The following is a 25,545-nucleotide window of genomic DNA, read 5'->3' on the forward strand; positions in this document are numbered from 1 at the left end:
GCCTCATAGGAGTACCGACCATGGCCGAAGAAGACGCTTCGAAAGGGAGCCTTTCCTTGAACTGGATTTCCAACGTCGTCCGCCCGAAAATCCGGGGCTTCTGGCCCAAGCGGGACGTGCCGGAGAACCTTTGGGTAAAGAACCCGGAGACCGGCGAGATGGTGTTCCACCAGGAGCTGGAAGCCAACCAGTTCGTCTTTCCGGGCTCCGGCTTCCACCAGCGCATCGATGCGCGCACCCGGCTGCGACTGCTGTTCGACAACGCGACATGGGAAAACATCACCTTCCGGGGCGTTGCGACCGATCCGCTGAAGTTCCGCGACGAGCGCCGCTATACCGACCGCCTCAAGGCCGCCAAGGCCAAGACCGGGCATGAGGACGCGATCACCGTCGGCGCCGGCACGGTCGAGGGCGTCGAGATCGTCGCCGCCGTGCAGGATTTCGACTTCATGGGCGGCTCGCTCGGCATGGCCGCCGGCGAGGCGATCGTGGCGGCGGCCGAGGCGGCGGTCGAGCGGCACCGTCCGCTGATCCTCTTCGCGGCATCGGGCGGCGCGCGCATGCAGGAGGGCATCCTGTCGCTGATGCAGCTGCCGCGCACCACGGTTGCCGTGGAGATGGTCAAGGAAGCGGGCCTGCCCTACATCGTCGTCCTGACCAACCCGACGACCGGCGGCGTCACGGCCTCCTACGCCATGCTGGGCGACGTCCATATCGCGGAGCCCGGCGCGCTGATCGGCTTTGCCGGCCCGCGCGTCATCGAGCAGACGATCCGCGAGAAGCTGCCGGAAGGCTTCCAGCGCGCCGAATACCTCAAGGACCACGGCATGGTGGACATGGTGGTCCATCGCCACGACCTCCGGCCGACGCTCGCCCGCCTCTGCCGCATGTTCATGAAGCTGCCGGCCGCCGCCGCACCCGCGACCGAGGAGGAAGCGCCGGAGGAGGCCACCGTGGCCGAGGCCAAGCGCAAGAAGCCGGCCGGCGTGCCCACCGTGCTGGACGACGCCGCAGCCGCCGCCGGCAAGACCCCCTAGGCCCGGCAGTGCCCTCGCTGGAGGCCATGCTCGCGGGGTTGCAGTCGCTGCATCCCCGGCTGATCGACCTGTCGCTGGACCGGATATCTGGCCTGCTGGAACGCCTGGGGCGGCCGCAGGACCGGATGCCGCCGGCGATCCATGTCGCGGGCACCAACGGCAAGGGCTCCACGACGGCCTTCCTGCGCGCCATGCTGGAGGCCAGCGGCGCGCGGGTCCACGTCTACACCTCGCCGCATCTCGTCCGCTTCAACGAGCGCATCCGGCTCGGCCGCGCGGGCGGCGGCAGGATCGTCGACGATGAAACGCTGAGGGACGCGATTGCCGAGATCGAGCGGGTGAATGCGGGCGAACCCATCACCTTCTTCGAGGTGACGACCGCGCTGGCCTTGCATCTCTACGCCGAGCACCCCGCCGACTACGCCCTGATCGAAGTCGGCCTGGGCGGGCGCTTCGACGCGACCAACGTCATCGACCATCCCCTCGCCTCGGTGATCACGCCGGTCAGCTACGACCATGCCGAGTTCCTGGGCGACGAACTCACCGGCATCGCTGCGGAAAAGGCCGGCATCCTCAAGCGCGGCCGGCCCGGCATCATCGGCCCGCAGGACGAGCATGCGATGGCCATGATCCAGCTGGAGGCCGATGCGCTGCGCGCGCCCCTCTTCAAGCATGGCGAGGACTGGACCTCGCATCGCGAGCGTGGCCGGCTCGTCTACCAGGATCTGGACGGGCTTCTCGACCTGCCCCTGCCGCGGCTGGAAGGCGGCCACCAGATCGACAATGCGGGCCTCGCGATCGCCACCGTGCGACGCGCCGGGCTGAACCTGCCGCTCGCCGCCATCGAGCGGGGACTCGCCGAGGTGGAATGGCCGGGCCGCATGCAGCGGCTGAAATCCGGTCCGCTGGTCGCGCTTGCTCCGCCGGATTCCGACGTCTGGCTGGACGGCGGCCACAACCCGGCCGCGGGCATCGTGCTCGCCACCGCCATGGCGGAGATGGCCGACCGGGTGCCGCGCCCGCTGGTGATGATCACAGGCATGCTGACCACCAAGGATCCGCATGGCTTCTTCCAGCCTTTTGCCGATCTCGCCCGCCACGTGATGACCGTGCCCGTGCCCGACAGCCACGCGGGGTTCGAGCCGGCGCAGCTGGCCGCCGTCGCGATGGATGCCGGCGTGCCCGCCCGCGCCTACCCGAACGTCCGCGCGGCCATGCTGGCGATCGCGGAAAACTTCAAGGGCGAGGTGGCCCCGCGGATCCTGATCTGCGGCTCGCTCTATCTGGCCGGCCTCGTTTTGAAAGAAAACGGGCCGCAACCGGTCTGACCGGCGCGGCCCGCGCTTGTCGGTTGTGACGCTGTCGCTTACGCGGCGGCGTTCTGGACCCACTTCTGCAGCTCGCTCTTCGGGCCGGCGCCGACCTTCATGTCGACGGCCTGGCCGTCCTTGAACATGATCAGCGTCGGGATGGAGCGCACGCCGTACTTGGCGGCGGTCTGCTGGTTCTCGTCGACATTGAGCTTCACGATCTTGACCTTGCCCTGGAGCTCGTTGGCGATCTCCTCCAGATGCGGGGCGATCATCTTGCAGGGGCCGCACCATTCCGCCCAGAAATCCACGAGGACGGGTTCGGACGAGCCGAGGACGTTGGTCTGGAAATCGGCGTCTGTGACGTGGTCGGTGGCCATGATTCTCTCCTGATGAGCGGTTGAACCAAACGTAGAAAGCGAACCCACCGGAATCAAGGAGCGGCGACCGTAACGCCGATGCGGGTCAGTGCCGCATCCAGCGCATGGTCGGGGATGTCCATGAGGGAAGCACGCGCCGTCCAGACGAGGCTGGCGCGGATCGCCTTGCCGGGATGGATCTCGGCCAGCAACCGGCGGTAAAGCGCCAGCTGCAGGATATAGCCGGGATCGACCGCCTCCAGCGTGGCGGGGACGAAACGGTTGGTCTTGAAGTCTACGATGTGCAGGATCTCCGGCGTGGCGAGCAGCCGGTCGATCTGTCCCGAGACGGCATAGGTCTCCCCCGCCGCCTTCACCTCGCCGACGATCGCCAGCTCCGCCCGACTTTCCGGCCCGAAGATGTCGGCCAGATCGGGATGGCGGAGAACCTCCAGCACTTCCGCCGCCAGCGTTTCGTGCAGGTCCGGTCGCTCGGCGAGATCGCGGGCAAGGAACGCCTCGGTGGCGGCTTCCCAGCGCTCGGGCGGCAGTCGCGGCAGGATCTGCAGGAGTTTGTGAACGGCGCGACCGCGAATCAGTGCGTCGGACGGCAGCGGCGACGGCGACGGGCGCGCGGCGATGTCGCCTGTGGCTTCCGGTTCGGCAAGCCCGCGCGAGGGACGCAGCGGCTCCGGCCCCGGCAACGGGGACGGGGCGGCGCGGTGCAGCCATTCGAACACCTGCGCCTCAGCCTCCTCGCCGCGTGCTGCTTCCCCGGCCGGAGGAACGGCTTCGCGCGGCGGCACCGGCCAGTGATAGGGCGCTTCCAGTTCCCCGGTTTCGGGGTCGCGCGGCGCATCCTCCGGCACCAGCGCATTGGCGATCAGCCCGTGCCAGCAATCGTCCTCGGTGCGCTCGCCGGCAATGCCGCAGACATGGAGCACGTCGCGCGCCCGCGTCATCGCGACGTAGAGAAGCCTGGCATATTCGTCCTTGGCGTCGCGACCGGCCTCGGCATCCGCCTTCGCCTGCTCCGGCGGCGCCTCGGCCGACTTCCTGCGCCAGAGGAAGGCTTCCCCGCTCACCTGGTCGCCGACTGGAACAAGCGCATCGCGGTGCTGCGTCGGCACAATCTGGCCGCCGGTATCGACGAGGAAGACCACGTCGGCCTCAAGCCCCTTGGAGCCGTGCACGGTCATGACGCGGACGCCGGCGCTGCCTTCGTCCAGCTCTCGCTTGATGTCGCGCTCGCTCGCCCGCAGAAAGGCGGTGAAGCCCTGCAAGGACGGCGCTTCCGTGCCTTCATAGGCCAGCGTCTGGCTGACGAATGTGTCGAGCACGTCCTCCGCTTCCGAGCCCAGCCGCTCGCGGAAGGCGCGGCGGCCCCCATCCGGCCCGAGCACCGTTGCGAAGAAGCGGAAGGGCGTCACCTGGTCCGCCATTCCCCGCCAGCCGCGCAGGCGCTCGTAACCCTTTCGGCAGGCCACCACCTCCGATCCCTGCAACGCCTCCCACAGCGACATCCGTCCGCGCCGCGCCGCGACCTCCATCAGCTGCGCTTCGGAAAGGCCGATCAGCGGCGATTTCAGCACCGCGGCGAGTTGCAGGTCGTTTTCCGGCAGCAGCATCACGTCGGCCAGCGCCAGAAGGTCGAGCACGGCGATGTGGCGCGACAGCGGGATGCGGTCCGCGCCGGCCGTCGGAATGCGGCGGTTCTTCAGCTCCCGGTTCATCGCCGCGACGAAGGCGTCGCGCTTGCGCGACAGGATCATGATTTCGCCCGGCCTGATCCGCTTGCCGGAACGCAGCACCGGATCGGCGAGAAGCCGCTGGATCTCCCCGGCGATCTGCTGCGCCAGCGCGCTTTCCGCGGCCGTCGGCGCGTCGAAGGGCGTCGTCCAGTCTTCCGGCGTCTCACGCTTCGGCTTCAGGCAGCGCGGCCAGACCAACACCTCGCCCGGCGCCAGATGCCGGTGCGCGGCATGCATCTCGTAGTCGGACGCGGTGATGCGGCCGGCGAGATCGCCATGAAAAACCCCATCCACCGCGTCCAGCACTTCCCTGGTGGAGCGGAAGGACAGGAAAAGCGGCGTCGCGACAAAGGAAGCTTCGGCGCGGGAGGCGGAGGAGCGGAAATGCTCCTTCATCTCGTTCAGCATGCGCGGCGCCGCGCCCTGAAAGCCGTAGATCGACTGCTTGTCGTCACCCACCGCGAAGATCGTGCGATCACGCCGGCCCGCCGTTTCCCCGGCAAAGAAATCGCCGGCCAGCGCGCGCACGATCGCCCATTGGTTGGGGCTCGTATCCTGCGCCTCGTCCACAAGGATATGCCGCAGCCGCGCGTCGAGCTTGTAGAGCACCCAGGCCGCCGCGCCGGATCGCTCCAGCAGATTGCGCGTGCGAACGATCAGGTCGTCGTAATCGAGATAGCCGGCGCGGCTCTTGGCCGTTCCGTAGCGTTGCAGGATCGCGTCGCCGACGGTCAGCAGCGCCTCGGTCGCGGTGACGGCCTTCGCCGCGTTGAGCTTCGCCGCGAGGGGCAGCAGGCGCTCGATTTCGTCTTCTACCAGTTCGTCGAGTCCAGTGTTCTTTTTGCGAAAAGCAGCGCTGAACCGCCGATTGGCTACACGAGGTGACCACCCATCCTCCTTTTTCGTCAAGAAAAAGGCCAGACGTGCCGCACTCTCCGCTTGCTCATGGCCTGCTTCCGCAATGGCTTGCAGTCCAACATGAGCAGACCGGTCATTGTCCTTGCCGCCGTCCGACAGCAGCGCATCCAAACCTTCGATCAGAGTGCTGCAATGCGTGCCCAGCCACTTCGCGGCTTGGCAGATTTGCTTGTGCAGCGAGGCCTCCGTCTCGTCCGCGCGAAGTCCGAGCCTATGACGGAGATCCGCCATGGCATCACCGATCGTGCCCTCGGCGCTTTCGCCGCCGCCGTCGGATCCGGAACCCACAGTGGCAAGCCAGCCTCGTAGTGCATCGCGCTTGCGGATCACCGCATCGAGACCATCGTGGATAGCCTTGTCGCTCGCGGTCTCCGCGAGAAAGCGCATGGCGCGGCCGAGCGGGGCGGAAAGATCCAGCGCCTCCGAGAGCACCGCGTGGCGCGCTTCCGCCATCAATGCGTCGGCCGCGACGTCGTCGAGGATCTCGAAATGCGCGGGGACATTCGCCTCGAAGGGAAACTGGTGCAGCAGGCGCTCGCAGAAAGCGTGGATCGTCTGGATCTTGAGGCCGCCCGGCGTTTCCAGCGCGCGGGCGAAGAGCTGGCGGGCCCGGCGCATCTCGGCCGGTGTCGGGGCGCGGCCCTGCACCGCCTTCATCTTCTCCGCCAGCTCGGCTGCCGGAGCCGTCGCCCAGCCGCCCAGCGTGTCGAAGATGCGGCGCGACATTTCCGCCGCCGCCGCCTTGGTGAAGGTGACGCAGAGGATCGAGGCCGGGTCGGAGCCGGACAGCAGCAGTCGTATGACGCGGAGCGTCAGCACATGCGTCTTGCCGGAGCCGGCATTGGCGATCACCCAGGCGGACGCTTCCGGGTCGGACGCGGCCCACTGGTTCTGCTGGGTGCGGGTGAGCGGCGCGATCTCGTTCATTCCTCGCCCTCCAGCGTCCATTCCTGCACGCGGGCAAGGTGGTCGTAGTCACCCGCGAATTCCCGGCCGGGCCTGGGGATCTTGCGGGAGAGATAGCCGGTCTCCTCGCGTCCGTACTCGCCGGCGAGCTGCCGCAGCCGCTCGCCGGTGCGCTCGATCGTTTCGCGCAGGGTCACCTCAGGCTTGTCGCGGCCGGCCTTGCGCGCCCCGCGCTCCGCAATTTCGCCGCCCTCGCCCTGTCCGGAGAGACGGTAGTAATCCAGTCGTTCCACCTCGCCCGGATCGTCGAGCCCCTCGAAGCCGCCGGCTTCCGCAATCAGCGCCTCCAGCGGCAATTGCGGGGACAGGGTGAGAACTTCATCCACGCTCGGCGGATTGCCGGTCTTGTAATCGACGATGCCGAGACCGCCGCCGACGAGCCGGTCCACGCGGTCGGCGCGAGCCGTGAGGCGGAATTCCGGCGTCACCTGCAGCACGCCGCTCCGCTCGAGCAGCCGCTCCTCGATATCGACGCGCTCCGCCTCGCGCGCGACGAACCAGCCGGCGATCTTCTCGAAACGCGGCCACCAGAGCGTCGCGATTTCCGGAAAGTCGGTGAATTTCGCGAAAGCGGCGCGGCCGAGATCCAGCAGCCGGTCCCGCGCGGCATCGTCGAAAGGACCGGCGGGCCGCTCCTCGACGAAAGCTTGCAGGATGTCGTGGATCAGCGTGCCGCGCTCGGAGGCGTCGGGCAGGCGCGCCAGATCCTCGAAGGGCCTGAGCTTGAGGACGTGGCGCGCATAGATCGCATAGGGGTCGCGGATCAGCGTCTCGATCTGCGTCGCCGACAGCGACTTCGGCCGAAGCGCCAAAGGCGGGCGCGGATTCGGGCGCTCGGTCGGCGCCACGGCGGCGCGCGGCGCATCGATGGCACGAGCGGCCGCGAGGATCGGCTCGCCACGCTGGCCGAGATCCTTCGCCAAGCCCTCGCCCGCCAGCGCCAGCAGCCGCTGCAGCCAGCGGGAGGCGACGCGCGGTTCTCCGTTCTCGCGGTCGGAGCGGGTGAGCCACACTTCCTTCTGCCCGAGCGCCTGGGCAAAATCATGCGCGGCGAGGCCAACGCGGCGCTCCGGCGGCTCCAGTTCCAGCGCGGCTCGCATCGGTCGCGAGAGCAGCGGATCGAGGCGGGTCTGCGAGGGCCACGTGCCCTCGTTCAGGCCCGAAAGCACCATCACGTCGACGCGCTGCAACCGCGCTTCCAGCGCACCCCAGATATGGATGCGGGGGTCGGTGCCGCCGGGCTGGCGCACGACGAGCCCGTCCAGCAACGCGAGAAAGAGCGCGGGATACAGGAAGGGCTTCACATCCGGCCCATGTCCGGCCGCGGCTTGCAGTTCTTCCAGCGTATGGCGCAGCACCTCGCCCGCTTCTCCCGCAAACAGCGCGTCCGCCTGCCCGCCCGCATCGGCGGCGACGGCCTCCAGCGCTTCGCAATGTGCGGCAACCAGCGCCTCCAGCGGCACCGGACCGTCCGCATCCCGCAGCACTTCCAGCGGCGCCAGCGCACCACGCAACCGCTCGACCAGATCGGCGGCGGCATTCCAGTCGGCGCCGGAGAGGCCGCTCGCGGCAGGACCCAGCCGCTCGGTGCCGCTGCCGTCCTCCTGCGCCGCGCGGACGTCGGAGCGGACCGAAAGGGCATGGGCAAGCGCGTCCAGCCCCGGCTTCAGCTGCGGGCCGCGCAGGACGGCCCGTTCCAGCGCGCGAGCGGCGGCGCGGGTTTCCGGCGCGGCAAGTCCCAGCGTCGTGAGCGGATGGCGAAGCAGCGCCAGCAGCGTTTCCGCCCGGCAACCGCCAAGCGCCACGTCGGCGACTAGCCGGGCCAGCACGCCCGGCCGGGTGCGCGCGAAGGGAATGCCGCCGGAATCGTCGACGCGGATATCCCAGCGGCGAAGCTCGACGGCCACGCGGCGCGCCAATCCGCGGTCCGGCGTCACCAGAGCCGCGACCTGCCCGGGAATTTCCAGGCTCCCGCGCAGGATCAGGGCCACGGCGAGCGCTTCCTCCCGCTCGCTGGCGGCCTCGACCAGCCTCAAGCCGCCGAGCGCCTCCGCCCGATCCGCCGGGGAAAGCGGCTTCTGCGTCCAGAGCTCCGTCGTATCGGCGGGCCGCATCGCTTCGGAGACGGTGCGGGTTCTAAGCGCCATGGCCGGGGCGACCTCGCCGAGGCTGCGCACCTCGTGCCGCGGGACCTCCAGCTTCTCCAGAAGAAGCTTCAGGCCGTATTGCGGATGGCCGAGCCCGGCCGGGCCCTCCGCCTCCGCACCGATCGCCTCGAAGCTCGGGGCGTCGAGGTCGGTATCGAGCCCGGGCAGCACCACGGCGCCATTCGGCAGGCGGGCGATGGCGGCCAGCAGCGCGGCAGTGGCCGCCACCGAGCCGGTCGAGCCGGCGGCGATCACCGGGCCGCGCGGGGGGTGGGCGGCAAGCCGCTCCGCTTCCGCGCGCACCAGCCGGTCACGCCGGATGCCGGGATCGATGAGGCCCTGCTCCCGGAGATGCTGCGGCCACGCTTCCGTCGCGATCCTGAGGAAGCTCAGCGTGATTTCCCAGTATCGGGCGAGTTCGCCGCGATCGAGCACGCCTTCCAGCGCCTGCCAGCCGGGGCCGCCGGAACCTACCTGATCGATGGACTGCGCCAGCGCCGCCGCGAGGCGGACCGCATCGGCAGGCGAGGCCTGCACCAGCGGCGGCTCGTCACCGAGGCCCGCAGCTTGGCGGAACGTCGCGCCGGACCAGGCGAGCACCAGTGTGGAAAGCTCCAACTGGCGGCGCATGGCGGAGATCGCCGGGGGCAGGCCGAGGCCATCCGCATCCAGCGCGCCCGGCAGGCTTCCGTCGAGGCTGAACTCGTCTTCGTCCACGTCGCCCAGCGTGCGGATCGTCGGGAGCAGCACGGCCTTGCCGCACGCCTTGAGGAAGCTTTCGCGAATGGCGCGCGCGGCACGCCGGGTCGGCAGGTAGATCGTGGCGTCGGCCAGGGCAAAGGGATCGGCCGAGGCGCTGAACCCCTCGATCAGCTCACCGCCGAGGAATGCGTCGACCAGCGTGTCGAGAAAGGGAGCACCCGGCGGGATCGTGAAGACGTGGCTTGGCCGCATGGAACTCCGCTTTCGAGGATTCGATCGTTGAGAATCCCTAGATTATATCGCGCTCAGGCACTTTCCAGGAGGGCCGTTTCCGCCACCGCGATGGCCGCCGGTGTTTCCACATTGATCCAGACGCCGTCGAGCCGGACGCCGAAGAGCCGCCCCTCGCGAATGGCCTTGTCGAAGAGGAGATTGAGCGAGAACGGCCCGTCCGGCGTGTCGCGGAAGAGGCGCGGATGCAGGATCGCCGCGCCGGCATAGACAAAGGGGGCAACGGTCCGCTCCGGCCGGCGGCTCAGCACGCCATGCTTGTCGAGCGTGAAGTCGCCGCGCCCCTGGTAGCCGACCGACGAGACGGTCGACGCGACCAGCAGCAGCGCGTCCATCCGGTCGTCGTCCCAGCCGGCGGAAAGCCAGTCGAGATTGCGGCGCACGCCTTCCAGCCAGAAGGAATCGGAGTTGCGGAGGAAGAACGGCTGTTCGCCGAGATGCGACAGCGCGCGCTTGATGCCGCCGCCGGTGTCCAGAAGCTGCTTGCGCTCGTCGGAAAACACGATCTCCGGGGCGCGGCGCTTGCCCAGATGCGCCTCGACCAGATCGGCGAGGTAATGGACGTTGACGATTGCGGTTTCGACGCCGGCCTCGACCAGGCCGTTCAGGCAATAATCGATGAGCGAGCGACCGTTCACCCGCACCAGCGGCTTCGGTGTCGTGGTGGAGACGGGCCGCATCCGCTTGCCGTAGCCAGCAGCGAGAACCATAGCCGTTTTCGGCTGGATCATGGATGCCTCCGCATTTCAGAGATAGGGATCATACCAGGCCTTCAGGTCAGCCATCGCGGGATGCGCGAGATTGCGCCTGAGCAGGCCCTTAACATGCTCCCGATGGCGCTGGTATGTCGGCTTGCCCTCCACCACCGCAAATCGGGTGAAGGCGCCGAGCACCTTCGTGGCGCGCTGCGCGCCGAGGATCGCATAGGCGGCGTCGAAGCCTTCCTCGTCGAAGGAGCCCAGCGCGCGACGCGCCTCAAGGTAATGCCGCTTCAGCCGCGCTTCCTCTTCCGCGCTCATGGGGACGCGCGCATCCTGCGCCAGCGATGCCACGTCGTAAGCGGGGTGGCCGACCAGCGCGTCCTGAAAATCGATGATGCCGATCCGGTCGGTGCCTTCGGCCTCATCCTGCCAGAGGATATTGGGGGAATGGAAATCGCGCATCACCCAGGTGCGCGCCGTCCAGTCGAGCCGGCCGAGAACACCGCTCCATGCCGCGAGGAAGGGTTCGAGATCTTCCGACGGAAAGGCCCTCTCGCCCCGCACGCGGGAGAACCAGTCGGGGAAAAGCGAGATTTCCACAAGCAGGGCCTCGCGGTCGTAGGGCGGCACCTTGTGCGGACCGCCGGCGCCCTCGGCCGTATCCGGCCAGTCCACCGCGTGCATGGCGGCGAGGCACTCCATCGCTGCCTCATAGCGCGGCAGGATGGGCCGGCGTTCGGCGTCCAGCAGCCCGTCGCCACCGAGATCCTCCAGCAGCACCAGCCCCGCTTCCGCATCCGCCCTGAAGATTTCCGGCGCGCGGAAGCCGTGCTCTCGCAGCGCCGCGTCGATGGCCAGGAACGGCCGCACGTCCAGCGCCCGGTGCGCCAGCGCATCGTAGCTCCGGCCATCGTAGAGGGCGGGACCTTCGGGCCGGGCCGGCGCGTTCATCAGGATCGCCACGCGCCCGTCATGGCGGACACGCTCATAGGCGCGGCTGGAGGCATCGCCGACGATGGGATTGCGCCCGGCGCCAATCCAGCCGGCGGCATCGAGGAAACGGCGCGCGGCGCGGCTGCGCGCCAGCCTCGCCTGCCAGTGCTCGCCGCCGGCAATCGCCACATTACGGCCGCTGCCCTCGGGTGTCAGGACGATTTCAAGACGCCGGGCCGACGGCCAGTCGGGGAACCGCTCCGGCCATTCCACGACAAGGGCGCCGTCTTCCAACACCTCTTCCAGACCGAGTTCTTCCGCCTCGTCCGGCCCGGCGACGCGGTAGAGGTCCACATGGGCGAGCTTCAGGCGGGGAAAGGCATAGTCGACACGGATCGGAAAAGTCGGGCTCGGCACCTCGTATTCGGCGTCGCCGGCGAGCGCGCGGACCAGGGCCCGGGCGAAGCTCGTCTTGCCGGCACCGAGATCACCGGAGAGAAGCACGAGATCGCCGGGCAGGAGCGCGGTCGCGAGATCCTGCGCCAGCCGGCCGGTGGCGTCCTCGTCCGGGAGATGCGCCTCCAGGATGGTGCGGAAATCGTGTGCCATGGCGGTCTTCTATTCGGCGGCGGCGGCGGCCGCGCTGGGCAGGACGGGCAACCGCACGGTTACGACTGTCCCCGTGCCTTCGTGCGACTGGATGTCGACGGCACCGCCATGCAGTTCCACGAGGCTCTTCACGATGGAAAGACCGAGGCCCGGGCCACGACGCCGACCGCCTGAGGCACGTCCCTCGAAGGGCTCGAAGACGCTGGGCAGCATGTCCGGTGCGATGCCCATGCCATCGTCGCGGACGGTGTAGGTCACCCAGCCGCCGCGCTTCTCGCCGGCGACCTCGATGCGCCCGCCCTCGCGGGAGAAACGGATCGCGTTGGACACCACGTTGAACAGGATCTGCCGGACGCGCTGCTCGTCCACGTGGAAGGTGCCGATGCCGGCGGGAATGGTGATGTCCAGCGTCAGCCGGCCCTCCGCCAGCCGGTCGCGCAGCCCCTCCACCGCGGCTTCGGCGACGGCGCGGATATCGGCCTCGCGAATGTCGAGCGCCATGATGCCGGCGTCCACGGTCGCGAGGTCGAGGATATCGTTGATGATCGCCAGCAGCGCGGAGGACGAGGACGCGATGTGGTCCATGTATTCGCGCTGCTGCGGGTTCAGGCCGCCGATCGTCTCGTCCGACAGCATCTCGGCGAAGCCGATGATGGAGGTCAGGGGCGAGCGGAGTTCGTAGGAGACATGCTGGATGAAGTCGGTCTTCAGCCGGTCCGCCGCTTCCAGCGCCTCGTTGCGCTCGCTCAGCGCCCGCTGCATGCGCGCGCTGTCGCTGACATCCACGAAGGTGACCATGGTCATGCCTTCCGGCAGCGCCACGGTGGCGAAATCGATCACGCTCTCGTCGGGCCGATGCATGCGGCCGGAAATCGTCTCGGCATGGTCGAGATTGGTGACGGCGTTGCGCACCGCGTCCCAGGTCCCGGCGTCCTTGTAGATCGCCGAGCACTCCCCGATGATATCGTTGATATGCGGCTCCTCGCGGAGCTTGGCGGGCGACAGGCGCCAGATATTCACGAAGACCGGGTTGAAGAGCCGGAGCCGGCCGTCGGTGCCGAACACCGCGACGGCCTCGGTCAGATGATCCAGCGTTTCACCCTGCAACTGCGACAGCGCGTTGACGCGGCTTTCCAGCGAAAGCTGCTCGGTGACGTTCTCGAAGATATAGGTCAGGCCGCCCTCGGCATTGGGCACCGCGACCATGCGCAGCGAGCGGCCGTCCGGCAGATACCACCATTCCTCGCGCGTCTCGACGGTGCGGTAGCCGTCGAGGTGGCGCTTGCGCCATTCGCGGTAATTCGCCTGTTCCGGCAGCTTCCGGTCGGCGCGCAGATGATCGAGGATCGACGCTTCGTCGGGATTGCCGGAGAGAAAGGCCGGCGCGATACCCCACAGCCGGCGATACGCCTCGTTGAAGAAGAGGAGCTTCTGCTCGCGGTTGAAGATCGCGACGGAGGCCGTCAGGAGATCCAGCGTCTTCGCATTGCTCTCCGTGACGCGCTTCAGCTCGGTGCGGACCACGTCGATCTCGGAAACGTCGACCGCGCCGCCGACGGAACCGTCGTCGATCAGGATATCGGACACCTGCAGCCTGCGCCGCTCCCCTGCCACGATGGCACCGGCGCTGCCGTCGTAGTTGCGGCCGGCGCGATGGGCCTCGCGGACGGCATCGCGCGCGCGGGCCGGCAAGAGCTCGATGCCCATGCTGAGCACGGCGTCCACATTGGCGGCTTCGGTCGCGGCGACATAGGCGCGGTTCACCCAGGTGAGCCGGCCGGTGCGGTTGCGCCGCCACAGGGGGAAGGGCAGCGCGTCGGCAAGCGTGCGGAGAGCCACCATCTCGTTGGCGACGTAGCCCGCCTGCTCCTTGAGCTCGGCGAGCGAGCGGCGCTCGCCGCTCAGTTCACGGAAGCGGACGAGGGAGCGCTTGCCGCTGGTGCGGCCGGTGACTTCAAGGAGCGCGTCGGCCGCCGTGCGGACCGGCATCTGGAAGCCTTCGCCCCCGCGGCGGAGACGGCTGACGGCCTCTTCCAGCGACTGCGCGCTCTCCGGCTGCAGCCAGCGGGAGATCGCCAGGAATTCGGAGCGGGCGAAGGGGGCGCCGACATGCTCGGGAAGCGAGCCCAGAACGTCCGCGCTGGCGGAGGCGCCGTCCCAGACGATGGTCTTCTGGTCGTCGGCGGCAAGCAGCGCTTCCGCTCGGTCCACCTGGCTGCGAAGATCGGCGATCTCGGCCTGCGCGGATCCGAGCCTGTTGTCGCGCCGCGAGCGGCCGAGAAGATAAAGCGAAGCCGCCGCGACCAGCACGGAGCCGGAGCAGACGGAAAAGGCCAGGACGGTGCCGAAGGCGGAGCCGCTGCCGGCCAGCGGCGCGGCGGATGCGGGGGTGGCGATGGCGGCGGTGCAGAGAAGCGAGCCGATGGTAGCGGCGCCGCGCCGATGTCCTCGCGATCCCATGCCCCGTGGAAGTCTCGTTGTCGCCATTCGCCCCGCCGCGTCCAGGCAGTCGGCCTGCCCGAATCATTGGCGGAGCTTATCGCGTCCCCGCCGTGCCGGGAAGCGTGCGGGCCGCCCAGCCGGTGGAGAAGCGGCGCGGGAACCGTCCCGCGCCGCCCGATCGGGAGCCGACCTCAGTAGCGGTAGTGCTCGGCCTTGAACGGGCCGGTCTGCGAGATGCCGAGATAGGCGGACTGCTCGTCGGTAAGCGTCGTCAGCGAGACGCCGAGCTTCTCCAGATGCAGCGCGGCGACCTTCTCGTCGAGGTGCTTGGGCAGCACGTAGACGCGGTTCTCGTAGGTGCCCGGCTTGGTCCAGAGTTCGATCTGGGCCAGCGTCTGGTTGGTGAAGGAGGCGCTCATCACGAAAGACGGATGGCCGGTTGCGTTTCCGAGATTGACCAGGCGCCCTTCCGACAGGAGCAGCATGCGCTTGCCGTCGGGGAACTCGATGAGGTCCACCTGCGGCTTCACGTTGTGCCACTTGAAGTTCTTCAGCGTGGCGACCTGGATCTCGTTGTCGAAGTGGCCGATGTTGCAGACGATCGCCATGTCCTTCATGGCGCGCATGTGGTCCAGCGTGATGACGTCCTTGTTGCCGGTCGCCGTCACGAAGATGTCGGCCGTCGGGGCGGCCTGCTCCAGCGTCTTCACCTCGAAGCCGTCCATCGCCGCCTGCAGCGCGCAGATCGGGTCGATCTCGGTCACCACGACGCGGGCGCCTGAGCCGCGCAGCGACTGCGCCGAGCCCTTGCCCACATCGCCGTAGCCGCAGACGACCGCGACCTTGCCGGCCATCATCACGTCGGTCGCGCGGCGGATACCGTCGACCAGGCTCTCGCGGCAGCCGTACTTGTTGTCGAACTTCGACTTGGTGACGGAATCGTTGACGTTGATCGCCGGGAAGGGCAGCTCGCCGCGCTTCTGCAGGTCGTAGAGGCGCATCACGCCCGTGGTCGTCTCTTCCGAGACGCCGCGGATCGCCGCCTTGGCCTTGGAGTAGAAATTGGGCTGGCGGGCAAGGCGACGGCGGATCGTGGCGAACAGGGCCGCCTCTTCCTCGTTGCCGGGCTTGTCGAGCACGCTCGGGTCGGTTTCCGCCTTGGAGCCGATCAGGATCAGCATGGTGGCGTCGCCGCCATCATCCAGGATCATGTTGGCCGGCTCGTCGTTCGGGAAGTCGAAGATGCGGTCGGCGAATTCCCAGTATTCCTCAAGCGTCTCGCCCTTGTGGGCATAGACGGGAATGCCGGCGGCCGCGATCGCGGCGGCGGCGTGGTCCTGGGTGGAGAAGATGTTGCAGGAAGCCCAGCGAACCTCCGCGCCGAGTGCGACCAGCGTCTCGATCAGCACGGCGGTCTGGATCGTCATGTGCAGCGAGCCGGCGATGCGGGCGCCCTTCAGCGGCTGCGATTGACGGAATTCCTCGCGCACGGCCATCAGGCCGGGCATCTCGGTTTCCGCGATCGTGATTTCCATGCGGCCCCAATCGGCCAGGCCGATATCCTTCACCGCGTAATTCTGGCTCGCGCTCATGTCGTCTCCGATCTTCGTTCGGGGTTGAGCTATCACGCGAGCCGATGGCGCGGCAAGACATATAAAGAAATGTGAATGTCCGCGTACCGCGCCTTTGGCCTGGTCAGCCGGCTGTGGGCTTCCGGTACATCCAGACGCGCCCGGGGGGCAGGTTGAAGGTAACCCACTTGGACTTGTCGACCGTGAACCGGCCGGGGACCGGATCCTGCGGCGGGGTCAGGGCATAGGAGAGTTGGGTCAGGACGCCGGTTTCGGGCATCCGGTCGAGCGCTGCCTCGATATAGCGGATGCGCTTGTCACGCGGCATGGTCAGGATGGGAACGCCGGAAAGCACGGCGGAAAAGGTGACATCCCTGAACGCGCCAAGACTTTGGTCGAGAGCGAAGGCGTCGCCGCGGATGACGTTCACGGCGGGGAAGCGCTTCTGGAGAAGCGTGGCGAAATCCCGGTCGTACTCGATGCTGACGATCCGCTCGGCCGGAATACCGTATTCCAGCAGCGCTTCCGTCACCACGCCCGTGCCGGGCCCCAGTTCGAGGACATAACCGGACGGATCCGGATTGGCGTGCCTCACCATGAGGCGGGAGAGGGCCCGGCTGGTGGGGGTCACCGCGCCGAGCTTGAGCGGGCTGGTCGTCCAGGTCTTGAAGAAACGAACATCGTCTCCGATACGGCTTCGGAGAGATCTTTCCCGGCTTTGCGTCAAATGCTTTCTCCCAGTTCAGGTGCAGTCTGGCGATGCCTCCCGCAACGGACCGAGGAGAAGAGCCGAAGCCTTCATTTGTCCCCGAGCACGTCGAAGAAGTCTTTGACCCTCGCGAAGAACCCGGTCGATTCCGGGTTGTTCTGCGCGGAGGAAACCTTCTCGAACTCTTCCAGCAGTTCGCGCTGTCGGCGGGTCAGGCTCTGCGGTGTCTCCACCACGATCTGCACATGCATGTCGCCGGAATGACGCGCCCGCATCACCGGCATGCCCTTGCCCTTGAGGCGGAAGGTCTTGCCGGTCTGCGTGCCTTCCGGAACCTTGACCCGGGTCCGCGAGCCGTCGACGGCCGGAACCTCGAACTGGCCGCCCAGGGCCGCCGTCGTCAGCGACACGGGCACGCGGCAGAAAATGTCGGCGCCGTCGCGCTGGAAGAAGGCGTGCGGCTTGATCGACAGGAAGATGTAGAGATCGCCGGAGGGGCCTCCGCGCAGTCCCGCCTCGCCTTCGTTGGCGAGCCGGATGCGCGTGCCGTCCTCGATGCCCGCCGGAATGTTGACCGACAGCGTGCGGTTCTGCGTGACGCGGCCGGAGCCGCCGCATTTGCCGCAGGGATCGACGACGATCTCGCCGCGGCCCTGGCAGGTCGGGCAGGTCCGCTCGATGTGGAAGAAGCCGCCCTGGCTGGCGCGAACACGACCGGCGCCGCCGCAGGTCGGGCAGGTCTTGGGGGTGGTGCCGGGCTTGGCGCCCGAGCCGGTGCAGATGTCGCAGGTGACGCTGGTCGGCACGTCGATCTCGACGGTCTTGCCGGTGAAGGCTTCTTCCAGCGTGATTTCGAGATTGTAGCGCAGGTCGGAGCCGCGCTCCCGGCCACCGCCGGAGGGGCGACGCGCGCCGCCACCCATGAACTCGCCGAAGATGTCGTCGAAGATATCGGTGAACGAGGAGAAGCCGGCGCCCTGCCCGCCGCCGAAACCGCCACCGCCCGCCTCGAAGGCCTGATGGCCGAAGCGATCGTAGGCGCCGCGCTTCTGCGGGTCCTTCAGGATCTCGTAGGCTTCGTTGATCTCCTTGAAGCGGACCTCGGCCGTCGGATCGTCGGGATTCTTGTCGGGATGAAGCTGCATGGCCAGCTTCCGGAACGCTGACTTCAGTTCTTTTTCGTCGGCCGTGCGGGAAACGCCGAGCACTTCGTAGAAATCGCGCTTCGCCATCGAGGGGTTCTGCATCTCAGGTAAGAGGAAGCCGCCCGGCCTTTCGACCGGGCGGCGTCTGGTTCAGTTCAGGCTCAGGCAGACCGCTTGCGGTCTTCGTCAGGCAGTTCCTCGAAGTCGGCGTCTACGACACCGTCGTCCTTGGCCGCCGCTTCGCCGCCGTTCTCGCCCTCGCTCTGGGCCTGCTGGTACATGGCCTCGCCGAGCTTCATGGAAGCCTGGGCCAGCGCCTGCGTCTTGGACTGGATCTGGTCCAGGTCCTCGCCGGCCAGCGCCGTCTTCAGGTCGGCCAGAGCGGTCTCGATCGCCGACTTTTCAGCGTCGCCAACCTTGGAGCCATGCTCGGCGACGGCCTTCTCCGTGGAGTGGACCAGCGCCTCGCCCTGGTTGCGGGCTTCCACCAGCGCACGACGCTGCTTGTCGGCCTCGGCGTTGGTTTCGGCCTCGCGCACCATCTTCTCGATGTCGGCGTCGGACAGACCGCCGGAAGCCTGGATGCGGATCTGCTGCTCCTTGCCCGTGCCCTTGTCCTTGGCGGAAACCTGCACGATGCCGTTGGCGTCGATGTCGAAGGTCACCTCGATCTGCGGAATTCCGCGCGGCGCCGGGGGCAGCCCGACGAGATCGAACTGGCCGAGGATCTTGTTGTCCGCCGCCATCTCGCGCTCGCCCTGGAAGACCCGGATCGTCACGGCGCCCTGGTTGTCCTCGGCGGTGGAGAAGACCTGGCCCTTCTTGGTCGGGATCGTCGTGTTGCGGTCGATCAGGCGGGTGAACACGCCCCCCAGCGTCTCGATGCCCAGCGACAGCGGCGTCACGTCGAGCAGCAGCACGTCCTTGACGTCACCCTGCAGCACACCGGCCTGGATCGCCGCGCCCATGGCGACGACTTCGTCCGGGTTGACGCCCTTGTGCGGCTCCTTGCCGAAGAGCTGCTTCACGACTTCCTGCACCTTGGGCATGCGGGTCATGCCGCCGACGAGAACGACCTCGTCGATATTGGCGGCCGTGAGTCCGGCATCCTTCAGCGCGGCCTTGACCGGCTGGATCGTGCGCTGGACGAGGTCGTCGACCAGCTGCTCGAACTTGGCGCGCGACAGCTTCATCGTCAGGTGCTTCGGACCCGAGGCATCGGCGGTGATGTAGGGCAGGTTGATCTCGGTCTGCTGCGAGGAGGAGAGCTCGATCTTCGCCTTTTCAGCCGCTTCCTTCAGGCGCTGCAGCGCCAGCGTGTCCTTGCGCAGGTCCATGCCCTGCTCGCGCTTGAACTCGTCGACGAGGTACTCGACGAGGCGCATGTCGAAGTCCTCACCGCCGAGGAAGGTGTCGCCGTTGGTGGACTTCACCTCGAAGACGCCGTCGCCGATCTCCAGCACGGAGATATCGAAGGTGCCGCCGCCGAGGTCGTAGACCGCGATGGTCTTGCCTTCGCTTTTGTCGAGGCCGTAGGCGAGGGCTGCCGCTGTCGGCTCGTTGATGATGCGCAGCACTTCGAGGCCGGCGATCTTTCCGGCGTCCTTGGTCGCCTGGCGCTGGGCGTCGTTGAAGTAGGCGGGAACGGTGATGACCGCCTTCTCGACCGTCTCGCCGAGATAGCTTTCCGCCGTTTCCTTCATCTTCTGGAGGATCATCGCGGAGATCTGAGAAGGCGAATACTTCTCGGAGTTCGCTTCCACCCACGCATCGCCGCTGTCGGCGCGCACGATCGGGTAGGGAACGAGGCTCTGGTCCTGCTTGACCTTGGGGTCGTCGAAGCGACGGCCGATCAGGCGCTTCACCGCGAAGATGGTGCGCGTGGGGTTGGTGACCGCCTGACGCTTGGCGGGCTGGCCGACCAGGCGCTCGCCGTCGTCGCTGAAGGCGACCTGCGACGGGGTCGTGCGCGCGCCTTCGGAATTCTCGATTACCTTTGCAGTCTTGCCGTCCATGACGGCGACGCACGAATTGGTCGTGCCAAGATCAATGCCGATGACTTTCGCCATATCTTCTCTCTCCTTTTTCAGCAGGCCGGACAGACCCAAGGGCATCCGTCGACGGGAAGCGGCAAGCTTCCACCAGCCCCCATGAGAACATCACTGAACCCCGTGGGCCCCTCGGTTTCCCGAGTTCTCCTGCGGGTTGCGGCTCATATAAGAAGGGCTGTTTTTGCTCGCAAGCGCGTGAACGGCCTTTGATGGAATTCTAAGCCGGACGAACGATCCGGTTCGTCTTTCAGCGCTTCCGAATAAAGCCGATTATATCCTTGACCCCGTCCATGACAGGCTCGGCGATCGCCCGCGCCCGGTCGGCGCCATCGACCAGCACCTGGTCGATATGGCCGGGATCGGCGGTCAGCCGCCGCATCTCGCCGGCGATGGGCGCAAGCTTCTGGACCGCGAGGTCCGCCAGCGCCGGCTTGAAGGTGGAAAACTGCGCGCCGCCGAACTCGGCGATGACGGCTTCCCTGGAGATGCCGGCGAGTGCGGCATAGATGCCCACCAGATTGTCGGCCTCCGCGCGGCCCTCCAGGCCCTTCACTTCGGAAGGAAGCGGCTCGGGATCGGTGCGGGCGCGGCGGATTTTCTGGGCGATCGCGTCGGCGTCATCGGTCAGGTTGATGCGCGACAGGTCCGAGGGATCGGACTTCGACATCTTCTTGGAGCCGTCCTTCAGGCTCATGACACGCGCGGCCTCGCCCTGGATCAGCGGCTCCGGCAGCGGGAAATACGCCTCGCCGAAGCCCTGGCCGGCGATTTCATCGGCGAAGTCGTTGTTGAACTTGCCCGCGATGTCGCGCGCCAGCTCAAGGTGCTGCTTCTGGTCCTCGCCGACCGGCACGTGGGTCGCCTTGTAGACAAGGATGTCGGCGGCCATGAGGTTGGGATAGGCGAAGAGCCCGGTGGAGGCGTTCTCGCGATCCTTGCCGGCCTTTTCCTTGAACTGCGTCATGCGGTTCAGCCAGCCCATGCGGGCGATGCAGTTGAACACCCAGGCGAGCTCGGAATGCGCCTCGACCTGGCTCTGGTTGAAGATGATGTTCTTCACCGGGTCGATGCCGGCCGCGAGATAGGCCGCGGTCACCGAGCGGGTGGATTCGCGCAGCCCCTCCGGGCCGCCCCAGACGGAGCGCGCCTGCGTGATCGCGTGGAGGTCGACCACGCAATAGATGCAGTCATGGGTGGACTGCAGCGCCGCGAAGCGGCCGATGGCGCCGAGATAATTGCCGAGATGCAGGTTTCCCGTCGGCTGGACGCCGGAGAAGACGCGCGGGCTGAAGCTGGTCATGTGCGGAAACGCTCGAATTCCTGTTCGGGCGCTCTATCGCAGTCGGGGCGGGCGGCGCAAGGACGATGCGCCCGCGAATGGACGGGCGGGGCGCTTTGGCGCGGGACCGTGCCGTGTCCGGCACAGCCACGAGCCTGAATCCGCATCGCCTCAGGCCGCCTTGCGCCGGCGGAGGAAACCGCGGGCAAGGCCCCGGATGTCGGCCGCGCCGGTGACGAACACCGCGGCGAAATAGACCACGACGCCGCCGAACACGAGGCCGAGCAGCGCGACAAGCTGCCGGACGAAGCCGGTATGCGGCTGGAAGATGCCGGCCATCGCATGATTGGCCGCATAGAGCGCCGCGCCCATGACGACGCAGGAGACGACCAGCCGGGGAAAGTGCCGGATCAGGGAGCGATCGAACTCGAAATGGCCCCGGCGGCGCAGCACGAAGAGCAACAGCATCGCGTTGACCCAGCCGGCCGCGGTTTCCGCCGCCGCCAGTCCCGCCTCGATCAGGTAGGGGAACAGCACCAGCGACAGGACGACGTTCACGACCACGGAGACCGCCGCGAAGACCATGGGCCGGCGCGTGTCTTCGCGGGCGAAGAAACCGGGCGCGAAGACGCGGATCATCACGAAGCCGGGCAGGCCCAGCCCGAACACCGCCAGCGTGCGGGCCGTCGCCAGGGTGGTGCCGGGCGAGAACGCGCCGTGCTCGAACAGGACGCGGATAATCGGCACGGAGATGATGGACAGCGCGACGGCCGCCGGCAGCGTCAGGAACAGCGCGAATTCCAGCGCGCGGTTCTGCGTGTGCCGCGCCTCGACGTCGTTGCCGGCCTTCAAGGCGCGCGAGAGTTCCGGCAGCAGCACCACGCCGATGGCGACGCCGACGACGCCCAGCGGCAGCTGATAGAGCCGGTCGGCATATTGCAGGATGGAGATGGCGCCGGGCTGGGCAGAAGCGATGATCTGGCCGACGAAGAGGTTCACCTGCGTGATGCCGCCGGAGACGGCGACCGGCGCGGCGAGCCACAGCATCCGTTTCACGGCCGGGGTCAGCCGCGGCCGGATCAGGCGCGTGCGGATCTTGATCATGCGCGCCGCGATGACCACGGTGGCGAGTTGCGCCACGCCGCCGACCAGCACCGACCAGCTCAACAGCCTGGCGACCGTCGGCCCGTCCGCATGCATCCAGACGCCGATCAGCAGCGCCGCGATGGTGGCGAGGTTGAGGAGGATCGGCGCCATGGCCGCCGCCATGAAGCGGCGATAGGCGTTCAGCATGCCGCTCGTCATCGCCGTCAGCGACATGCAGATCAGATACGGGAACATCACCCGGAAGAGTTGGACCGTCAGGTCGAACTTGCTCTTGTCGTTGGTGAAGCCCGGCGCGATCGCCGCCACGATCAGCGGCGTGAAGATCATCACCAGCGCGGTGATGCCGCCGAGTACCAGCGTGAGCACGGCCAGCACCTCGTCGGCGAGCTTCTGCGCGGCCTCGTGCCCCTCGCCTTCCAGCGTGCGCGAGAACATCGGCACGAAGGCGGCGTTGAACGCGCCTTCCGCGAAGAGCCGGCGGAACAGGTTGGGAAAGCGGAACGCCGCATAGAAGGCGTCCGCCGAGGGCCCGGCGCCCAGCGCCAGCGCCATCAGCGTTTCGCGCAAAAATCCGAACAGGCGGCTGCCCAGCGTGGAGCCAGCCACGCCGGCAAACTGACGAGCGAGGCTCACGAGGCTTTCTGCTCCCTGGCGGCGGAAGAGCCGCCGATGGCGCCGAGAAGACGCATCCGGATCTCCGACTGGCGGCGTTGCGAGGTGATCTTGTGGCCGACGAGATCGGTCACGTAGAAGGTGTCGACCGCCCGCTCGCCGAAGGTGGCGATATGGGCGGAGGCGATATCGAGGTTGAGCTCGGAAAGCCCGCGCGTGAGATCGTAAAGCAGGCCCGTCCGGTCGAGACACTCGATCGACACCACGGTGAGGCGGTCGGACAGTTCGTTCTCGATGGAGATCTGCGGCTCGATGGAGAAGGCCTCGCCGCGCCGCTTCTTGCGCGCCTTGCTGTCCATCGCCTCGGAAATGCGGACGCGGCCCTGCAGGGCCTGCTCGATCAGGAGCGCCACGCGCTCGCCGCGCCGCTGCTCGTCCTCGTCGTGGTCCAGCGTGCGGGAGATGAAAACCGTGTCCAGCGCATGGCCGTCGGTGGTGGTGAAGATCTGCGCATCCACGATGTTGGCGCCCGTCGCGGCGCAGGCGCCGGCGATGATGGACAGGAGCCGCGGATGGTCGGGGGTGAAGAGCGTCACCTCCGTCACGCCCTCGAAGGCGAGCGGGCGCACCTCGTAGGCGAACTTGCGATGCTCGCTGTCGGCGGAGCGGATCAGTTCGGCATGGCGTGCCTGCCGGTCCGGGTCCACGCGCAGCCAGTAGGCGGGATAGTGCAGGTCGAGCATGCGCGCCCGCTCCGCTTCCGGCCAGGAGGCCAGGCTCTCCGCCAGCCGCGCCTTGGCATGGGGAACCGCCCGGCTCTGCCGCGCCTCCTCGAAGCGGCCCGTCATCATGGTCCCGGTTTCGGCGTAGAGGGTGCGCAACAACTGGCCCTTCCAGCCGTTCCAGACCCCCGGCCCCACCGCGCGAATGTCGCAAACGGTGAGGATCATCAGCATCTTCAGCCGGTCCAGGCTCTGCACCACGTTGGCGAAGGTCTGGATCGTGCGTCGGTCGGCAAGGTCGCGCGACTGCGCCGTGATCGACATGGTGAGATGCTCCTGCACCAGCCAGGCCACGGTTTCCGTCTGCTGCGGCGTCAGGCCGAAGCGCGGGCATAGGCGGCGGGCCACCCGGGCGCCGGCCGTGGAATGGTCCTCCGGCCGGCCCTTGGCGATGTCGTGCAGGAACAGCGCGACATAGAGCACGGTGCGGTCCTTCAGCGTCGGCATCACCTCGCAGGCGCGGGGGTGATCCTCCGCCAGCCGCCCGCTCTCGATGCCGGCGAGGAAGCCCACGGAGCGCAGGAGGTGCTCGTCGACCGTGTAGTGGTGATACATGTTGAACTGCATCATCGCGACGATCTTGCCGAATTCCGGGATGAAGCGGCCGAGCACGCCCGTCTCGTTCATCGCCCGGAGCACCGGCTCGGCATGGTCCGGATCGGTCAGGATCTCCAGAAACAGCCGGTTGGCCTCGGGATCGTGCTGCACGGCGCGGTCGATGCGACCGAGCGAATGGGTGATCAGCCGGACCGCGTCGGGATGCAGCGCCAGGTCGCTCGCCGCCGCCTGATGGAAGAAGCGGATAAGGTTGACGGGATCGCTCTCGAAAACACGGTCGTTGGCCACGTTGATCCGGTCGTGGTCCACCATGAAACGGGAACCGTCGCCGATCTTGCGCGGGGGATTGCGGAAGCTGCGCACCAGGCGGCTGAGGCGCGGCACGTTCTTCTGCTCGCGCTCCTCCAGTTCGGCGGAGACGATGCGGGTGAGGTCGCCCACATCCTTGGCCACCAGGAAATAGTGCTTCATGAAGCGCTCGACCGCTTCCATGCCCGGATGCTTCTGGTAGCCGAGGCGCCGCGCCAGTTCCGGCTGCACGTCGAAGGAGATGCGCTCCTCCGGCCGGTTGGCCAGGAAGTGCAGGTGGCAACGCACCGACCAGAGAAAATCGTCGCAGCGGCGGAACAGCCGGTATTCCTCGCGGCTGAGCAGACCCGCCCCGACCAGCGCCTCGTTGGAGGAAACCCGGTAGACGTATTTGGCGATCCAGAACAGCGTCTGCAGGTCGCGCTGGCCTCCCTTGCCATCCTTGACCTGCGGCTCCACGAGATAGCGCGAGACGCCGGAGCGGGCATGGCGCTGATCCCGTTCGGCGAGCTTGGCGGCGATGAACTCGCGCGCGGTGCCCGCCACGATTTCCGTATCGAAGCGGCGGACGAGCTCGTCGAACAGAGCGCGGTCGCCACAGAGAAAGCGGGCTTCCAGCACCGCCGTGCGGATCGTCATGTCCTCGCGGACGGATTTCAGCGTCTCGGCAACGGTGCGGGTGCCGTGCCCGACCTTCAGGCCAAGGTCCCAGAGGATATAAAGGAGATACTCGATCACCTTTTCCGAGCGCGGCGTCTGCTTGCTCGGAAACAGGAAGAGCAGGTCGATGTCGGAATGCGGCGCCAGGCGGCCGCGCCCGTAGCCGCCGACGGCGGCGAGGCAGAAGCTTTCAAGCAGAGCGTCGGGCGACGGACAGATCCAGTTGCAGGCGAAGTCGAAGACCGCGCGCACGAGCCCGTCCATCAGCGCGGACAGGCGTTCCGCACAAAGGCCACCCCGCCCGTCCTCGTCGAGTTTCGCGCGGATCGCCTCGCGGCCCTCGCCAAGATGCGCCTTGAGTTCCGCCAGGATGCGCTTGCGGATCTCGGGCGATGTCGGTTCGCCCGTCTCCGCGATCGCGTTCAGGGCGGCGGAGAGCCTTTCGGCTTCAACGGGTCTCTCAACGTGGCGGGTACGGCTCACGGAATGCCTGTCAGTGTTCGCAATCGTCATTCGGCGGCAGAATTAGCACGCCCGTCTCAACAATTGCTAACGGATCGAGGCACGGGAAAGGCCACGCGCCGCTCCGTCGCACT

General features: G+C 67.6%; 15 protein-coding genes. 2 read left to right on the forward strand and 13 right to left on the reverse strand.

Features of this window, described 5'->3' with window-relative positions; genetic code table 11:
* Positions 1-56 precede the first annotated feature (56 nt).
* Both accD and BMY25_RS08445 read left to right on the forward strand, forming a co-directional pair.
* Positions 57-1,037, forward strand: coding sequence for an acetyl-CoA carboxylase, carboxyltransferase subunit beta (gene accD / locus BMY25_RS08440; protein ID WP_092496359.1), 981 nt, complete (start codon positions 57-59; stop codon positions 1,035-1,037).
* Between the two features lie 26 nt (positions 1,038-1,063).
* Positions 1,064-2,365 (forward strand): bifunctional folylpolyglutamate synthase/dihydrofolate synthase, encoded by a 1,302-nt coding sequence (locus BMY25_RS08445; protein ID WP_177176786.1) that lies wholly within the window; start codon positions 1,064-1,066, stop codon positions 2,363-2,365.
* Positions 2,366-2,403: 38 nt separating this feature from the next.
* Here BMY25_RS08445 and trxA read toward each other — a convergent pair whose 3' ends face one another.
* From trxA to BMY25_RS08510, 13 genes are all read right to left on the reverse strand, one after another.
* Positions 2,404-2,727: a thioredoxin gene (trxA, locus tag BMY25_RS08450; RefSeq protein ID WP_092496209.1), complete on the reverse strand. Its 324-nt coding sequence runs from the start codon at positions 2,725-2,727 to the stop codon at positions 2,404-2,406.
* A gap of 53 nt (positions 2,728-2,780) precedes the next feature.
* The gene (gene addA / locus BMY25_RS08455; protein ID WP_177176787.1) at positions 2,781-6,302 is read right to left on the reverse strand and encodes a double-strand break repair helicase AddA; all 3,522 of its coding nucleotides are present in this window, start codon (positions 6,300-6,302) and stop codon (positions 2,781-2,783) included.
* A complete protein-coding gene (gene addB / locus BMY25_RS08460; RefSeq protein ID WP_092496211.1) occupies positions 6,299-9,442 on the reverse strand; it encodes a double-strand break repair protein AddB in 3,144 nt (1,047 codons plus the stop codon). Before addB ends, addA begins: the two co-directional genes overlap by 4 nt.
* A 53-nt stretch (positions 9,443-9,495) precedes the next feature.
* The gene (locus BMY25_RS08465; RefSeq protein WP_238858227.1) at positions 9,496-10,212 is read right to left on the reverse strand and encodes a nucleotidyltransferase family protein; all 717 of its coding nucleotides are present in this window, start codon (positions 10,210-10,212) and stop codon (positions 9,496-9,498) included.
* 15 nt (positions 10,213-10,227) lie between these two features.
* Positions 10,228-11,724: a tRNA (adenosine(37)-N6)-threonylcarbamoyltransferase complex ATPase subunit type 1 TsaE gene (gene tsaE, locus BMY25_RS08470; RefSeq protein ID WP_092496212.1), complete on the reverse strand. Its 1,497-nt coding sequence runs from the start codon at positions 11,722-11,724 to the stop codon at positions 10,228-10,230.
* Between the two features lie 9 nt (positions 11,725-11,733).
* On the reverse strand, positions 11,734-14,184 hold the full coding sequence (locus BMY25_RS08475; protein WP_177176788.1) for a sensor histidine kinase: 2,451 nt from the start codon (positions 14,182-14,184) through the stop codon (positions 11,734-11,736).
* A gap of 173 nt (positions 14,185-14,357) precedes the next feature.
* Positions 14,358-15,758, reverse strand: a complete 1,401-nt coding sequence (gene ahcY, locus BMY25_RS08480; protein WP_092496214.1) for an adenosylhomocysteinase — start codon at positions 15,756-15,758, stop codon at positions 14,358-14,360.
* A gap of 103 nt (positions 15,759-15,861) precedes the next feature.
* Positions 15,862-16,464: a class I SAM-dependent methyltransferase gene (locus tag BMY25_RS08485; RefSeq protein WP_092496215.1), complete on the reverse strand. Its 603-nt coding sequence runs from the start codon at positions 16,462-16,464 to the stop codon at positions 15,862-15,864.
* Between the two features lie 71 nt (positions 16,465-16,535).
* A complete protein-coding gene (gene dnaJ / locus BMY25_RS08490) occupies positions 16,536-17,678 on the reverse strand; it encodes a molecular chaperone DnaJ (RefSeq protein WP_092496361.1) in 1,143 nt (380 codons plus the stop codon).
* Positions 17,679-17,752: 74 nt separating this feature from the next.
* Positions 17,753-19,660 (reverse strand): molecular chaperone DnaK, encoded by a 1,908-nt coding sequence (gene dnaK / locus BMY25_RS08495; protein ID WP_092496362.1) that lies wholly within the window; start codon positions 19,658-19,660, stop codon positions 17,753-17,755.
* A gap of 229 nt (positions 19,661-19,889) precedes the next feature.
* Positions 19,890-20,942 carry a tryptophan--tRNA ligase gene (gene trpS, locus BMY25_RS08500; RefSeq protein WP_092496216.1) on the reverse strand — a complete coding sequence of 351 codons (1,053 nt, stop codon included), beginning with the start codon at positions 20,940-20,942 and terminating at the stop codon, positions 19,890-19,892.
* Positions 20,943-21,092: 150 nt separating this feature from the next.
* A complete protein-coding gene (gene murJ, locus BMY25_RS08505; protein WP_092496217.1) occupies positions 21,093-22,661 on the reverse strand; it encodes a murein biosynthesis integral membrane protein MurJ in 1,569 nt (522 codons plus the stop codon).
* Positions 22,658-25,462: a [protein-PII] uridylyltransferase gene (locus BMY25_RS08510; RefSeq protein ID WP_092496218.1), complete on the reverse strand. Its 2,805-nt coding sequence runs from the start codon at positions 25,460-25,462 to the stop codon at positions 22,658-22,660. Before BMY25_RS08510 ends, murJ begins: the two co-directional genes overlap by 4 nt.
* Between the last annotated feature and the right edge of the window lie 83 nt (positions 25,463-25,545).

Source organism: Faunimonas pinastri, from assembly GCF_900110915.1.
In the GTDB taxonomy this organism is placed as follows: domain Bacteria; phylum Pseudomonadota; class Alphaproteobacteria; order Rhizobiales; family Afifellaceae; genus Faunimonas; species Faunimonas pinastri.